Below are 15,770 nucleotides of genomic sequence, written 5' to 3' on the forward strand. Positions count from 1 at the left end.
ACATGGGGGTACCAGATGCAGGACAAAATCATTAATCGTTTGATAGAAGACGAACATGTGCAGGCACCAGTGATCGGCATCGGTGTTTCGCCGTTTGAACAGCATCATCTTGAGGCTTTTTTTCAATCGTTGCCACATGAATTAAATGCCTCTTTTATTGTTGTGCAAAATCACGTGACAGGCGATTGTATAACAGATTTGGAAGCACTTGTTTTACCGATTGGCTACCGGGCAAAAACGATTAAACATGGTGAGAAAGTCATGAAGAAGACCATCTATTTTTGTCCGCAGCATGCGGCTGTGACGTTAACAGAAGATCATCGGCTTCATGTATCTGAGCAGCTGCCAACAAACAAGGGATGCTCTGTCGACTCGCTTTTTAAGTCACTTGCCAGTGTTCAAAAGGAAGAGGCGTTTGCGATCTTTTTTCAAAAAGGTCATTGTGTGGGGAGTGGATTGCTTCGGTTGGTAGAGCAAGGCGGTACAGCGTTATCGTGCAGTGAGGTAGAGAGTGGTTTTGACAGCATGTATCATCACACATTCAAAAATCCATCCACCCTTGCAGCTTATATGGCCAATATCATCAATGTCCCGCATGCGGATGAGACGGATCCAGCTTTACTAAGAATCATTGAACGTCTCGAAATGTATAAAGGGATTGCCTTTTCAACCTATGAAAAGAAAAGGCTGCTTTCTGTTATTCAAAAACGCATGCGCACTGCAAACGAACCAATGTCATTATTAACAGAGTACGATCGTTTATTAGAAAGAGAACCAGATGAGCTTGACCGCCTGCATGCCCAGCTCCTAAGCGGCACGACTGCTTTCTTTAGAGATATGGAGGCTTTTCGAGTATGTGAACAGAAGGTGATCCCGTCAATCATTGACCATTCGATGAACAACGGGAAATCTCGGTGCCGAATTTGGATTGCGGGATGTTCGACAGGGGAAGAAGCTTATTCTTTTACGATTTTATTTTTAGAAGAAATGAAGCGAAGAGATGTGTCCATTGAACTTCAAGTCTTTGCGACAGATATCAACCGAAAAGCCATTCAAATAGCTAGTAAAGGTCTTTACTCGATAGAGTCTATGGCAAGCATACCGGAAAAATGGCGGGCGCGATATTTCGAAAAAAAAGGTGACGCTTTTATTGTGAAGCAGTCGCTTAGAAAACATATTGTTTTTGCTCCTCACAATTTATTGATTGATTCACCTTTTATCCACCTCGATTTTATCAGTTGCCGAAATGTTCTGATGTACTTTGAGCCAGAAGTACAAAAACGAGTATTATCCCGATTCCAATATGCTTTAAAAGATCAAGGGGTGTTAATCTTAGGGCCAAATGAAACTGTTCCCAATATTCCTCGATTGTTTCAATTGTTCAATGAGAAGTGGAACATTTACACCTATTCAAATGTTCCTGCATCTAGTGTCCCTTGGGTATATGACGCTCGTGATGCCGAGTTAAAAAAGCGAGCTGCACAATATATGGAAGAAGTGAGCGGAGAATATGACGCATGCATGGTGATCAATGATTGTGACAAAATTCTGGCGATGTCAAATGGGGCCTATTCCTTTTTAGACCGTACAGAAGTGTCAGATCAATCATGTGAATATGTCACACCTGATTATTTGAAAGAGATGTTGAGTCAAACCTTTCAAAAGGTATGGACGGACGAGACAGAGGTTGTGTTTCAGCATGTCCTCATTTCGGAAAAAGGAAAAAAGCAGTATGCGGATTTTATTGTAAAGAGTTTTGATCACCGTTTTAAAGGGGTATACGTCATTCTCATTCGAATGAATGAGAGAGGGAAAATTCAAAAGAACAGCAGGGAAAAAGGGATGCCAGATCAGAATTCAGTTTATCAGCAGCGTATTGTCGATTTAGAAATTGAACTCAATGAAATTAAACAAAAAGAGCAGGAGGCAAGGGCTCAATTAAAAGTGAAAAACACGCAAATAGCGGAGCTTGAGAAAAAACATGAACATTTTATTAATATCATAAACAACTTAAGGGTAACAAGGGAAGAACTGTATAGACCTTCTGTTAAGCCTCAGCTTGCGACGTTGTTTGTGGACCGGGACATGAATATTCGCTATTACACTCCTACAGCCGCCTCTTTATTTACTTCAGCACAAATAAGGCAACAGCAATCCTTTCAGGCGATGGCTAAAAAGCTTACACAGGAAACACTCTATCATGACATACAATCGGTTATCTCGGACAGGCGCGTCATCGAACGAGAAATTGAAACGAATGAAGGAGAACAATTTACTGTTCACATCACACCTATCTTTGATCAAGATCATGAGGGAGCGGTGATGACGTGGATTAAAATGACGGAAATGACAAAAATCAAACAGTCACTCCATCTAGCGGTAACAGCACTGGATAACAGCCATATCCATATTGTTGTTGCAACTGAGGAAGGGGTCATTCAATGCGTGAATCAGCGCTTTTGCCAGTTTGTACAGCAGCATGAATATGACCTGATCGGCAAAGATATTTTTTCTGTCTATCATTCGCTGTGTCAATGTGATGATTTAGAAAAGCAATGGGACGTTTGTTTAAAAGAAGGCAGCTGGACTGGTGAGCTGTACTTTCAGGATTTATCAGGCCGTGAACGATGGGAGAGAGTCTCTTTACACCGAATTGATGATCCTGACAAAATGCAGTCAACCGTGATGCGGATTTCTGAGGACATTACCAATCAAAAGCAGTCAGAGAAGATGCTGATGAAGTCCGAGATGCTGTCCGCAGTTGGTCAGCTTGCAGCCGGCATCGCCCATGAGATACGGAACCCGCTGACGTCGTTAAAGGGATTTTTACAGCTGATGATTCAAAGTAAGAAATATCAGAAGGATTATGCAGATGTGATGATGTCTGAATTTAATCGGCTTGAAGCCATTATTAATGAATTCCTTGTGCTCTCTAGAAGCAAATCGGTGAAATTTGAGCCGGTACATGTCAATCTTCTGCTCGAAGAAGTGATCATGGTCGTTGAATCACAGGCGGTTTTAAAAGGCGTATCTATTCAGAAGAATTTGTCTCCGTCGCTGCCAAACATTCAAGGTATACCAAATGAGCTGAAACAAGTTTTCTTAAACATTCTTAAAAACGGTATTGAAGCGATGGATGGTGTGACAGGTGTCATTCAAGTCACATCCGTATTGGAACATAATCAGATGATGCTGATTTTTGAAGACCAAGGAAAGGGCATACCAGAAGAAGAACTAGGGAAACTGGGTGAACCTTTTTATACAACGAAAGAAAAAGGGACTGGTCTTGGTTTAATGATGACGATTAAAATCATTGAAAGCCATGGCGGCAGCATTCGTTTTGAAAGCAAAAGCTTTGAGGGGACACGAGTGATTATTACGTTTCCAATGAGCTGACAGACATAAGATTTACAAGAAATCCATCTACCATCAATATTTACTTAGTACACTATGAGAGATAAAGCTCGGAAGGGGAGGGTCTAATGAAACGTGTTCGATCCATTCGAATGATCTGCTGTCTGGTTTTACTGATCTTTAGTCTGCAATCCTTACTGCCTGGCATGATTACAGCAGAACAAGCCATTGCGTCTGAAAAGAAGGAAACGGTTTGGAACCAAAAGAAGCCAATGAAAATCAAGAAAGCCCGTCTGCTGATCGGAGAAACGGTGACGGTAAGTGGAATTGTGACAGCAGACCAATCGGCTATAGGCAATGGGAAACTGTCAACGTACATTCAAGACAAATCAGCTGGAATCAATATTTATTCAGCACAGCCCAACAACTTCCCAGAACTGAAAACAGGCATGAAGGTGACAGTAACGGGGAAGATCACGTCTTATAAAGGACTGATTGAAATTGTGCCGGATCGAGATGCCCTGAAGGTAGATGCTGTCAATCAAACCTTGCCAAAGCCAAAGCGAGTCTCACTGAAACAACTAGAAACGGATCAGGCACATAAACATGAAGGAAAACTTGTGAAGGTCAAAGGCTATGTTGAATCAAAGCCAGAGCAGCCGGCTGGCGGTGGATATAATGTCGTGATCATTGATAAAAAATATCACAGCACCATCCTTAGAGTGATGGTGGATACAAGTGCCATTGATAAAGTAAAGACAGGGAAATGGTATGAGTTTACAGGAGTTTTAAGCAGATATGATACGCTGCAGGTGCTTCCAAGACACAAGGGTGATATCAGTCTGCTGAAACGTCAGCCAAAGCCGCCAAAAATCAAGAAAGAATACGAGGCAACGGTTGACCGGGTAGTGGATGGTGATACGATTCATTTAAAGAAGCCTGTGCTTGGTACAACAAAGGTGCGCTTTGTGAATATGGACACGCCGGAAAAGTACCATAAGCCAAAAAATGAATTAGATCAAAACCAGCTGCGTTTTGGACAGAAGGCGGCGGACTATTTAAATACGCTGCTCTCAAGCGGAGATAAAGTCACATTAAAGATTGGTCCTGAAGCGAAGGACGACTATGGACGTCTTTTAGCTCAAGTGAAAACCAAAAAAGGGGTCAATACGAATTTAGAGCTTGTGAAAAAAGGATATGCTCCTACGTATTTCATCTGGCCGGTTGGAGATGAAAAGGACTATCAGATGTTCCAAAAAGCGGTCAAAGAGGCGAAAGAAAAAGGGCTGGGCATTTGGAATGAAGCGGATCCGCTGCTGGAACAGCCGTTTGAATTTAGAGCACGTGAACAGAAAAAAGGACTGACACGCTACGCCGGTGATTCATCAGCGAAAACGTACGTATCGCCTGACAGCTGGAAAGAAATCGCTGTAGATAAACGCATCTTTTTTGCTTCAAAAGAAGAAGCAGAACAGGCTGGCTATCAGCCGGCAGAGGAAGCTGGGGAAGTCCCGTTAACCATTTTAAGCATGAATGATTTACACGGAAAAATTGATCAACAATACGAGCTGGATCTAAAAGGTGATGGCAATAAAGGAACGTACGGACGGATGGATTATGTGGCGGCTTATATGAAACAAAAACAAGCAGCACACAAAAATACGATCACAGTTCACGCCGGAGATATGATTGGCGGCAGCTCTCCAATATCGTCTCTTCTGCAGGATGAACCAACTGTTGAACTCATGGAGAACATTGGTTTTGATGTTGGCACGGTCGGCAACCATGAATTTGATGAAGGGGTGGACGAGCTATTACGGATCATAAATGGCGGAGATCATCCTAAAGGCACAAAGGGATATGACGGACAGAATTTTCCACTCGTTTGTGCAAACTGTGAATACAAGGATACAGGTAAACCACTTTTACCTGCTTATGAAATCATAGATGTCGAGGGAATTCCTGTAGCATTTATCGGTGTTGTGACAAAGTCAGCCGCAGGAATGGTGATGCCAGAAGGGATTAAAGACATTCAGTTTACAGATGAAGTCAAGGCCGTTAATGAAGCCGCGAAGGAATTAAAACAAAAAGGGATCAAAGCCATTGCGGTCTTAGCTCATATGACAGCCTCTCAAAATGGAGATACCATCACTGGAGAAAGTGCGAAGCTGGCCAAAGAAGGCGATGATGAAATTGATGTCATCTTTGCAGGGCATAATCACGAAGTGGTAAACGGAGAGGTCAATGGGAAATTAATTGTTCAAGCCTTTGAATATGGGAAGGCCGTTGGCGAAGTCAATGTAACACTTGACCGCAAAACGAAGGATATTGTCAAAAAGAGTGCAAATATCCAGTATGTAGATCAGTCTGGTATTGAAAAGGACAAGGAAGCAGCCGGCATCTTGGCTCATTACGGGAAAGAAGTTGAGCCGATTATTAGTGAGGTCGTTGGAGAAGCTGGTGTCAAAATGGAGGGCGGCTATTCAAATGATGGAGACACGCCGCTCGGTAATTTGATTGCTGATGGTATGAGGTATTCTATGAAAAGTGATTTTGCCATGATGAATGGCGGCGGCATCAGGCAAAACCTTGAAAAAGGGCCGATTACGTGGGGAGATCTGTTTAATATTCAGCCTTTTGGCAACGTCTTAGTTAAACTTGAGATTAAGGGGAAAGACTTGGCTGAGATCATTGAAGCGCAAATTTCTCCTCAATTTGGACCAGATTATAGCATTTCGGGTTTTTCATATTCCTATGATCCGGTAACATATAAAGTAGTCGACTTAAAGCTGCCAGATGGATCAGACGTTGCGCTCGATCAAACGTATACACTCACGGTGAATAACTTTATGGCAACTGCAACTGGCAGTAAGTATGCACCGATAGGAAGGCTGGGGAAAAATCCTGAAACAGGTCCAGAGGATTTAGAAGCCACTGTCGCTTTTGTGAAGAGCTTTGAAGGAGCTTCCATTGTGTATCAAAAAGAGGGACGCATTCAAAAAGCAAAACAAGAAGAAAAAGCAGCAAGCTAAAGAGCGTTTCATCTAAGGAAATGTAACAGGTAAAGGAGTTTAAGCATGAAAAAGTGGCTTGCACTTACTGTGATGACAGCAGGAATTGTCTTGCTCGGCTGGGGAATTTGGCAAATCGCCTCTACACACCTTCAAACAGCACAATCATTAGAAGCCGCGAAGAAAGCGGTAGCGGACGATCAAAGGATGTCAAAGAAGCAGTTTTCTCCTGAAGTGGGGAAAGCCTCTGGCATCCTGACGATTCCGAAATTAAAAGCAGACCTTCCCATTGTCGAAGGGACAGATGCGGATGATCTTGCCAAAGGAGTCGGGCATTACAAAGGCAGTTATTACCCTGATCAAAAGGGACAAATCGTCCTATCTGGCCATCGCGACACGGTATTTCGCCGAACAGGTGAGCTGGATATTGGGGATCAGCTGAAAATCACTGTGCCGTATGGTGAGTTTCTTTATGAAATCACACATACGAAAATCGTGGATCAGCATGATACATCCATTATTACTTTGCAGAATGAAAAAGAAGAGCTCGTGTTAACGACATGCTATCCATTTCATTTCGTCGGCAATGCACCAGAGCGATATATTATTTATGCAAAAAGAGCATCTGTCTAATGAAGAAAGAGCCTGCATTTAATCAGCAGGCTCTTTTTTAATGAATGATCTCGTCCATGAGCTGAGCCATATCTGGTGGAAGCGGCGCTTCTATGCTCAGATGCTCACCTGTAAAAGGATGTGTCATGTCTACTTGTTTGGCGTGAAGAGCGCATCTGTTGATATAAGCGCGAGCACCGCCATAAAGTGAATCCCCGGCTAAAGGATGCCCAAGACTGCTAAGATGGACACGAATTTGATGTGTTCTTCCGGTCTCTAATTGCAGCTTAACGGCTGTCATTTGCAGGCGTTTATTGGTGTCCATAACCTGAAAATGAGTCACAGCACTTTGACCAGTAGGAGAGATTCTTCGTCTGACGGCATGATGCTTGTCACGTCCGATCGCTGCATCGATCGTGCCTTTCTTTTTCTTGAAAAGTCCTTCTGCGATAGCGATGTAAGTTCGGGTGATCGTTTTTTTAGAAAGCATTTGATCAAGCACAGCATGAGCTAATCTGTGTTTAGCAAAAATGACCGTGCCGCTTGTGTCTTGATCGAGTCTGTGAATATGTCTCACTCGCTTTTCCTCGCCATTTGCTTGAAAATGAAAGGCCACAAGGTTTGCCAGTGTGCCCGTTTGTCCCTTTTCATTCGGGTGCGTTGGCCGTCCAGCGGGCTTTTGCACAATCAATAAGTGCTCGTCCTCAAAGAGCACCTCTAATTCACCATATTCTGGCGTCACATCACTTTCTTCCGTTTCAAATAAATCGATCAGGATGTGATCGCCTGTACTGACTTTTGCCGCGTGATGGGCAGGCTTTTGATTTAAACGTATTTTTTGATGCTCCATCCAAAAATGGATAATCGGTTTTGAGGCCGATACGGCAGTTTTTAAAAACTGACTAAGTGAAGTGTCATGATGCTGCTCACCTGCTTTTAGTGAGAGCGTGTGCCCGTTAATATTCATAATATCCGTTCCTCTCTTTGGGTATATATAGGAAACACTTACCTTGGCGAACGCCTTTTTTTCTGTGCTATTCTGAATGGAGAACTAACGACAGAGAGGTAGATGCCACGTGAGAATAATGAAAGCTGCTACAGACCTGCAAGAGCAGGCAATTGAAGAAATATCAAAGGATGTTGAAGATCTTCTATCCCATGCTGTCGGTGAAAACCCAGTTGCGCGTCAACAAGAACGCCCGCTGACCTTTGTTGAAGGGGTTTATAACGGAACGATGGACGATGCTTTTCGTATTTTATCGGGACTTCAGCTATTACATACCATTATTGTAAAACCTAAACGCCATATTACAAAGCGTGATCGTGAGCTATTCGAGCGAAACCGTGAGCAGGTCAATGCATGCGGCTTTTCTTTTCCGTTTGATTTAGACGATTTTGCCAGCCGCCGCCTTCAAAATGCGTAAAAGTTGGTGTGAACTTCCTTGTTAACTTACAAGGCTGCCGCACATACTATTTTTAAGGGAACGGAGAAACCTTTAGATCTGTAATACCAAACCCGCTCTTTTTCAACATTGCCTATTTCTCCACGAATCGGAGCGCTTGGACCTCTTGCAGAATAAACCGAACACGGGTAGGAGCCTGACAAAATGGTACAGGCTCCTTTTATACATAATTATTTTAGCAGACATTCATCTTTGAAAGTCAATTTTATTCACGATATGATAGCATTGAGTATCATATTAAAGACTTTCGTAAAAAAAAGGAGTGGCCTCGTTGGTAAAGGCGATTATATTTGATTTTGACGGATTAATTTTAGATACAGAAACACATGAATATGAAGTTTTACAAGAAATGTTTGCAGAGCATGAGTCGGAACTGCCTCTTTCTGTATGGGGTAACGTCATCGGGACGCAGGCGGGCTTTAAGCCTTTTGAATACTTAGAAAAGCAGCTAGGAAAGACGCTCGATCATGAGGCACTCACAGCGGACCGGCGTTCTCGTTTTCAAAAGAGAATGAAGGATGAATCAGCACGACCTGGCGTAGAAGCTTATTTACAGGCAGCGAAGGAGCTTGGAATCAAGATTGGACTTGCTTCCAGCTCAGACTATAAATGGGTGTCTGATCACCTGAAGCAAATTGGTCTTTTCGATTACTTTGAATGTATCCGTACGTCAGATGATGTGGAAGAAGTCAAACCTCATCCAGAGCTTTATTTGCAAACCGCAAGCTGCTTAGGTGTAGAGCCAAAGGATTGTGTGGCATTTGAGGATTCAGTGAATGGATCAATTGCTGCCAAACGTGCAGGCATGAAATGCGTCATCGTCCCAAACAAAGTGACGAGCACGCTGCAGTTTGAAGAATATGATGTCAGATTAGAATCCATGGCTGAAATCGAATTGCTCCAGCTATTCCATCAGCTTGAAAAAGAGGATCAGTAAGGGGGCAAAAACATCATGGCAGAAAAACTCGATTTAACGCGGTTTGAAAAAAGAATGGTGATCCGTAATATCCGGGAAGAAGATATTGACCGAATCATCGCCTTGCAGGAGGTATGCTTTCCGGGCATGGACCCTTGGAAACGAGAGCACCTTGAAAGCCATCTTGAGCATTTCCCAGAAGGTCAGTTTTGTGCTGAATTTGAGGGAGAAATCATTGGCTCTTGTTCAAGTTTATTAATTAACTTTGATGAATACGATGACCGTCATACTTGGCAGGACATCACAGATGATGGGTACATCACTAACCATAATCCAGATGGGATGAATATGTATGGAATTGAAGTGATGGTTAGTCCTGAATACCGCCGCATGAAAATTGGCCATCGTTTATATGAAGCAAGAAAAGACTTAGCGAGAAGATTAAATTTAAAAAGCATCATCATTGGCGGACGCATCCCGAATTATCATAAATATCAAGAGGAAATGACGCCTCGTCAATATGTGGAGCAGGTCATGCTTCACCAAATTTATGATCCTGTTTTATCTTTTCAGCTGTTAAATGAATTCAGCCTCATGCGGATCAATCCGAATTACTTGCCGGATGATAAGGCATCCAGCACATATGCGACGTTAATGGAATGGAACAACGTCGATTATCGTCCGCAATCGAAGAGATATTATAAATCGGCATTCCCAGTTCGTATTTGCGTCATTCAATATGCGATGAAACAAATTCATTCCTTCGAGGAATTCATGAATCAGGTGGAGTATTATGTTGATGTCGCATCAGATGCGTCAGCTGACTTTGCCGTATTCCCAGAAATTTTTACAACGCAGCTCATGTCTTACTTGGAGGAACGCTCCCCAAGTCTTGCAGTGCAGCGGATCACGGAATATACCGAGGACTACATTAATTTGTTCACAGACCTTTCTGTGAAGTACAACATTAACATCATCGGCGGATCACATTTCGTTGAAGAGGAAGGGAAAATCTACAATATCGCTTATTTATTTAGACGTGATGGAACAATTGAAAAGCAATATAAGCTCCATATCACACCGAATGAAAGAAAATGGTGGGGGATTTCAGCAGGTGATCAGGTTCGGGTATTTGATACAGACTGCGGTAAAATTGCAATCCAAATTTGCTATGATATTGAATTTCCTGAGCTTGCTCGGATTGCAGCTGATAAAGGAGCGAAAATTATTTTTACGCCGTTCTGTACAGAAGACCGCCAAGGCTATTTAAGAGTGCGTTACTGTGCACAGGCTAGAGCGGTTGAAAACCAGATTTATACCGTGATCTCAGGAACTGTTGGAAACCTTCCGCAAACCGAAAATATGGATGTCCAATATGCACAGTCAGCGATTTTTGCCCCATCTGACTTTGAATTTGCAAGAGATGGGATTGTAGGTGAGTGTAATCCGAATATAGAAATGGTTGTCGTTGGCGATGTCGATTTAGAAATTTTAAGAAGACAGCGGCAAGATGGAACGGTACGTCAGCTCAAAGACCGAAGAAGAGACGTGTACCATATTGAATATAAGAAATAATGGAAGGAAGCGCCTATTGTTGAGGCGCTTCTTTTTGATGACATCAGATTTTTTCAATTGACAAAGGGATGCCGGAGCAAAATCTGAATATACTGAAAGGAGATCATGTGTTCAAAAAGGAGAGGAACATGGGACGACAAGCTAAACATTTGTATATCAATTTGCCGGTAAAGCATGTCAAGGAATCAAAGGCTTTTTTTGAGCAGCTGGGTTTTGAGTTTCAAGAGCAGCTTACGAATGATCAGGCAGCTTGTTTGGTCATTGGTGACACTATTACGGTCATGCTGTTATCCCATAAGCATTTTCAAACCATCTCAGAGAAACAATTGGTGGATGCAAGGCAGGGATCAGAGGTCATTGTCTCTATGCGGGTTGATTCACGAAAAGAGGTCGATGAGCTTGTCGAGCAGGCGATGGCAGCAGGCGGTTCACCGTTTAAGGAAAAGCAGGATCATGGGTTCATGTATGGCTGGAGCTTTCAAGATCTTGATGGTCATTTGTGGGAAGTATTCTATATGGATGAAGAGAGAAGCGGCCTTTCATAAGGGTGCTTCTTTTTTATTGTTTAACAGTGGTATGATAATGAGGAAGAATAGGAATTCATCTAGAGAAAAGTAGGTGCAGCATGGAGTTTTTACTTGTCTTACTGCCAGTGTTCGGTATCTTTCTTATCGGATATATTGGGCAGAAGGCCATTGGTTTTGACATACATACGCTCTCATCAATGTCTTTATATTTAATGTCACCATTTCTTGCGTTTGAAACCTTTTATCAAAACAAAGTATCGATGGACTATGTGTACCTATCTATTTTTGTCGTCGGACTTTGTCTTTCACTTGTTTTATGCGTTTTTATTTTATCTCGTATTTATGGTTATTCGAATGAAATGTATTGTGCCATGATTCTGTCGTCAGCCTTTATGAACAATGGGAATTACGGCACACCCGTTGTCCTGCTTGTCTTCGGAGCTGCTGGTTTAGATATTGCCATCGTTTTAATGGTACTGCAGCAGCTTGTCATGAGTACAATCGGTATGTATTATGCAGCAAAGGGCGGAGAGGATGCAGGAGATGGAAAGGTTGTGCTGAAAAAAGTGCTGCGTATGCCGGTTGCATATGGGGCACTCCTCGGTCTATTATTTCAGCTGCTTGATCTTTCATTACCTAGAGAGGTGATGACGGGTGTCCAGCTTGTGGGGGATGCCGCCATACCGACGATTATGCTTATTTTAGGCATGCAGCTCGCCGTCATTTCTTTTAAGCAAGTGGATTATCGAAATATTTCTTATGCTGTATTGCTGAAGCTGTTTATCTCACCTCTCATCGCATTTGGTTTTACGCTCATTTTACCGGTAGATGATTTGGTGAAACAAATTATGATCTTAGTTGCAGCCATGCCGACAGCAGCAAATACCACGCTGATGGCTGTACAATTTCGAACGAAGCCTGAGTTTGTCTCAAGCACGACATTTCTCAGTACCGTTTTAAGCATCGTGACATTACCAGTTTTATTATGGATTTTATCTATGCACCCTCTGGGATAGGGGATAGGCGGCAAAACAAAGGGGGACATATCAATGAATGCAGATGTTCATTTTCAAGTGAGTGATGTGTTGAAAACAAAGTATTTTGCCCATGCAAAAGTGTTAGCAGGAGAAAAGGGATTGTTTCGGCAGGTCAAATGGGTCCATGTGCTAGAAGTGCCTGCTGTAGAAGATTTGTTAAATGGGGGAGAGCTCATACTAACAACAGCCGCAGGCTTTCATGATCAATTGGATGTGTTTCAAGCATTTTTAAAACAGCTGATCGATTCTGGTGCGGCAGGCTTGTGTATTGAATTTGTTCCGCTCAGATTCGATGTGCCGGAAGAACTGATTGCGTATGCAGAAGAAAGAGATTTTCCGCTGATTCTGTTTACAAAAGAAGTGAAATTCGTCAACATTACACAGCATCTCCATACGAGGATGATTGAACGCCAGTATCAAATGATGGCTGATTTAGAAGCACTGTCATCAAAGCTGAATGAGCTTTTGCTGACTCCGCATCCGCAGATGGATATTTTGGATCAAGTGTATCAGCACGTAAGGGGCATTCTTTTACTTATTCCTGTTCAGGGGGAGCCGATTATTTTATGTGATTCCTCTAAACAAACCGAAGAGCTGGTCATGAATTATTTACAGTTTGCTTCCTTGCCAAAAGGATATGAAGTGACCAAAAAAGAAGTGCTTGCACTCAAGCAGACATTTGCAGACCTTGTGCTCATTCATCAAACAAACACACTCTCAGAATTCGAACTGCTCGTTATGGATAAAGGAGCAAATGCTCTTGCCCAGCAAACGCTAAGAGAGCTTTATACAGAAGAATTGAAGAAGACAAAAGAGAACGAATGGCTGCAAAAATGGTTCCAAGAAGAGCATTCAGAAAGAGATATTTTAGAGCATCTTGAAGAAACAGAAGGATTGAAAAAACCAACCGGCTGTGTGGTCATGCTCTTTCAAAAGCATCATCAAATCGAAGAAATTGCAGGAAATCTTTATTTTCTCGTATCGTGCCGCTCCATCTTTCAGCGAGCAGGTTTCCACTTGATTCCGTATGAGCATCAAGGACAAACCTTGTTTATTTTATTGAACACGAGAAAGAAGAAGGACTGGAAAGAGCGTGCAGAGAAGGCGGCAACTGACATCAAACAATTGTATGATCGGGAGCAGCCCCGCGGAACTGTGATCAAATTTGGCATCGGTCCATATTGTGAACAGTTTCAGCATATGAGAAAAAGCTTTCAGGCAGCCAAAGAAGTGCTGCATATAAAGAAAGTGATGCCCCAGCGGGTGGAAAGCCCATTTTATCAAGATTTGCATATGCTCCGTCTTATGCCTGTCATGCAGGAAAGCGGACTGCTTGAATGTATGGTGAAAGAGTATTTGGAGCCTGTGATTTTATATGATAAGCAAAATAGCGGAAGACTCTATCAAACGCTGAATATCTTTTTACAGACAAACGGTTCTAAAAAGGAAACTGCAAGCCGGCTCTATATTGTTAGGCAGACCCTTTATCATAGACTCGATAAACTGCATGCATTGCTTGGTGAGGATATGATGCAGGCACCGAAACGACAGGCGCTTGAATTTGCGATTCTTGCATATGAATTCCTGCAAGGAAATCGCCGTTAACAAGGTAGGTATGTTAGATTTGCTAAGGCAACCGAGTAGAGTGTCTTATGGTTCTTTTCAATCAGTTGACGATCTGTCTAATGTAATCAGCCCGTCCCCTTTTTTATAATGAAAGTAACGATTGGTTCTCTCTTACGGGCGGCCTAGTTTCAGTTTCATATGCCTCCCTTTTCATCCATATAATGAATGGAGAGGCAGTGTGCTGCTGAACCGGTCTAAGCTTCTTTAATGATGAAAACGGATACATGGGGGCGGGAAGATGAAAATACATGAGCAGGCTCAAAATCTTCAGGCGAAAGATGATCAGTTGATCTGGCACCATATGAAAGGGACAAACAAGGAAAATGAAAGCATGGTCATTCACGAGGCAGAAGGCGCATGGGTGACTGATATTCATGGGAATCGCTATTTAGACGGGATGTCAGGTCTTTGGTGTGTAAATGCCGGTTATGGCAGAAAAGAGCTGGCAGAAGCGGCATATAAGCAGCTAAATACAATGCCTTACTATCCGCTGACGCAAAGCCATGTGCCTGCGATTCAGCTGGCTGAAAAGCTAAATGAATGGCTTGGCGGGGACTATGTCATCTTCTTTTCTAACAGCGGTTCTGAAGCCAATGAAGCCGCATTTAAGATCGCCAAACAATATCATGCGCAAAAAGAAGAGAGCACAAGAACAAAGTTCATCTCCAGGTATCGGTCGTATCACGGCAATACAGCAGCAGCCCTTGCCGCAACGGGGCAGGCGCAGCGTAAATATAAATATGAACCATTAGGTCAAGGCTTTATCCATGTCGCACCGCCTGATATGTATCGTCATCCTGAGGATCAAGATACATTGGCAAGTGCAGCGGCAATCGATCAAGCCATGACGTGGGAACTAAGTGAGACCATTGCTGGGGTCATTATGGAGCCGATTATTACAGGCGGCGGTATCTTAATGCCTCCGAAAGGGTATTTGAAGAAGGTCAAAGACATCTGTGAGGCTCATGGAGCGCTTCTCATTGTGGATGAAGTCATCTGCGGATTTGGCCGGACAGGGAAGCGGTTTGGTTTTATGCATGAGGAAGTAAAGCCGGACATTATCACAATGGCAAAAGGGATCACAAGCGGCTACTTACCTCTTTCTGCAACGTGCGTGAAACGAGAAATTTATGAAGCGTACGCAGGGGAAGATACGTATGACAGGCTGCGCCATGTAAATACATTTGGCGGTCACCCTGCTTCTTGTGCGGTTGCACTTGCCAACCTAGAGATCATGGAAAACGAGAAATTAGTAGAACGGTCTGACACGCTTGGGCAAGACATGCTCGAACGTTTGCAAGAGTTAAAAGAGCATCCATTTGTCGGTGATGTCAGAGGGAAAGGCCTGCTGTTTGGAATTGAGCTTGTCCAGGATCAACAGTCCAAAAAACCAGCTGACCCACAGGTTGTCGGTCAATTAATTGCAGAATGTAAAAAACGCGGACTGATCATCGGGAAAAATGGTGATACGGTTGCCGGCTATAATAACGTTGCCCAGCTTGCACCTCCGCTAAATATAACAGCCGAAGACGCTTCATTTATTATCAACACGCTAAAAGAAAGCATGGCACAGTTATAGCAGAGAGATTTTTCTCTGCTTTTTTCTATGGGAAGAGCACATACATTAAGATCTGCTAGGTGAAATCAGC

The 15,770-nt window shown here is 42.9% G+C and carries 11 protein-coding genes; 10 read left to right on the forward strand and 1 reads right to left on the reverse strand.

Annotated features, from left to right (window positions below):
* Positions 1 to 15: 15 nt before the first annotated feature.
* The 3 genes from NST65_RS04545 (at position 16) to NST65_RS04555 (ending at position 6,998) form a co-directional block, all read left to right on the forward strand.
* Positions 16 to 3,396, forward strand: a complete 3,381-nt coding sequence (locus NST65_RS04545; protein ID WP_065214166.1) for a CheR family methyltransferase — start codon at positions 16 to 18, stop codon at positions 3,394 to 3,396.
* Positions 3,397 to 3,482: 86 nt separating this feature from the next.
* On the forward strand, positions 3,483 to 6,386 hold the full coding sequence (locus tag NST65_RS04550; RefSeq protein WP_342489324.1) for a 5'-nucleotidase C-terminal domain-containing protein: 2,904 nt from the start codon (positions 3,483 to 3,485) through the stop codon (positions 6,384 to 6,386).
* A 45-nt stretch (positions 6,387 to 6,431) separates the two neighbouring features.
* Positions 6,432 to 6,998 carry a class D sortase gene (locus NST65_RS04555; RefSeq protein ID WP_034282287.1) on the forward strand — a complete coding sequence of 189 codons (567 nt, stop codon included), beginning with the start codon at positions 6,432 to 6,434 and terminating at the stop codon, positions 6,996 to 6,998.
* Between the two features lie 37 nt (positions 6,999 to 7,035).
* Here the strand turns inward: NST65_RS04555 and NST65_RS04560 are convergent, their stop codons facing one another.
* Positions 7,036 to 7,944 (reverse strand): RluA family pseudouridine synthase, encoded by a 909-nt coding sequence (locus NST65_RS04560; protein ID WP_342489325.1) that lies wholly within the window; start codon positions 7,942 to 7,944, stop codon positions 7,036 to 7,038.
* Between the two features lie 109 nt (positions 7,945 to 8,053).
* On the opposite strand from NST65_RS04560, the gene NST65_RS04565 reads away from it, so the two are divergent.
* From NST65_RS04565 to NST65_RS04595, 7 genes are all read left to right on the forward strand, one after another.
* Complete coding sequence (locus tag NST65_RS04565) at positions 8,054 to 8,401, forward strand: DUF5365 family protein (RefSeq protein ID WP_342489326.1); 348 nt, start codon at positions 8,054 to 8,056, stop codon at positions 8,399 to 8,401.
* A 310-nt stretch (positions 8,402 to 8,711) separates the two neighbouring features.
* Complete coding sequence (locus tag NST65_RS04570; RefSeq protein ID WP_034282284.1) at positions 8,712 to 9,377, forward strand: HAD family hydrolase; 666 nt, start codon at positions 8,712 to 8,714, stop codon at positions 9,375 to 9,377.
* Between the two features lie 15 nt (positions 9,378 to 9,392).
* Complete coding sequence (locus NST65_RS04575) at positions 9,393 to 10,931, forward strand: bifunctional GNAT family N-acetyltransferase/carbon-nitrogen hydrolase family protein (protein WP_012009394.1); 1,539 nt, start codon at positions 9,393 to 9,395, stop codon at positions 10,929 to 10,931.
* Between the two features lie 128 nt (positions 10,932 to 11,059).
* Positions 11,060 to 11,476, forward strand: coding sequence for a VOC family protein (locus NST65_RS04580; RefSeq protein ID WP_041116939.1), 417 nt, complete (start codon positions 11,060 to 11,062; stop codon positions 11,474 to 11,476).
* An 80-nt stretch (positions 11,477 to 11,556) separates the two neighbouring features.
* Positions 11,557 to 12,474 carry an AEC family transporter gene (locus NST65_RS04585; protein ID WP_046310359.1) on the forward strand — a complete coding sequence of 306 codons (918 nt, stop codon included), beginning with the start codon at positions 11,557 to 11,559 and terminating at the stop codon, positions 12,472 to 12,474.
* Positions 12,475 to 12,507: 33 nt separating this feature from the next.
* Entirely contained in the window at positions 12,508 to 14,100 is a 1,593-nt protein-coding gene (locus NST65_RS04590) for a PucR family transcriptional regulator ligand-binding domain-containing protein (protein WP_342489327.1), read from the forward strand.
* A 259-nt stretch (positions 14,101 to 14,359) separates the two neighbouring features.
* Entirely contained in the window at positions 14,360 to 15,700 is a 1,341-nt protein-coding gene (locus NST65_RS04595) for an aspartate aminotransferase family protein (protein WP_342489328.1), read from the forward strand.
* The last annotated feature ends 70 nt before the right edge of the window (positions 15,701 to 15,770 follow it).

The sequence above is a fragment of the Bacillus sp. FSL P4-0248 genome (assembly GCF_038593305.1).
Lineage (GTDB): Bacteria > Bacillota > Bacilli > Bacillales > Bacillaceae > Bacillus > Bacillus safensis.

What these genes read in the sequence shown, in the direction of transcription:
- NST65_RS04545 (WP_065214166.1), top strand. Translation starts at nt 16, where the DNA reads ATGCAGGACAAAATCATTAATCGTTTGATAGAAGACGAACATGTGCAG.
- NST65_RS04550 (WP_342489324.1), top strand. Translation starts at nt 3,483, where the DNA reads ATGAAACGTGTTCGATCCATTCGAATGATCTGCTGTCTGGTTTTACTG.
- NST65_RS04555 (WP_034282287.1), top strand. Translation starts at nt 6,432, where the DNA reads ATGAAAAAGTGGCTTGCACTTACTGTGATGACAGCAGGAATTGTCTTG.
- NST65_RS04560 (WP_342489325.1), bottom strand. Translation starts at nt 7,944, where the DNA reads ATGAATATTAACGGGCACACGCTCTCACTAAAAGCAGGTGAGCAGCAT.
- NST65_RS04575 (WP_012009394.1), top strand. Translation starts at nt 9,393, where the DNA reads ATGGCAGAAAAACTCGATTTAACGCGGTTTGAAAAAAGAATGGTGATC.
- NST65_RS04580 (WP_041116939.1), top strand. Translation starts at nt 11,060, where the DNA reads ATGGGACGACAAGCTAAACATTTGTATATCAATTTGCCGGTAAAGCAT.
- NST65_RS04585 (WP_046310359.1), top strand. Translation starts at nt 11,557, where the DNA reads ATGGAGTTTTTACTTGTCTTACTGCCAGTGTTCGGTATCTTTCTTATC.
- NST65_RS04590 (WP_342489327.1), top strand. Translation starts at nt 12,508, where the DNA reads ATGAATGCAGATGTTCATTTTCAAGTGAGTGATGTGTTGAAAACAAAG.
- NST65_RS04595 (WP_342489328.1), top strand. Translation starts at nt 14,360, where the DNA reads ATGAAAATACATGAGCAGGCTCAAAATCTTCAGGCGAAAGATGATCAG.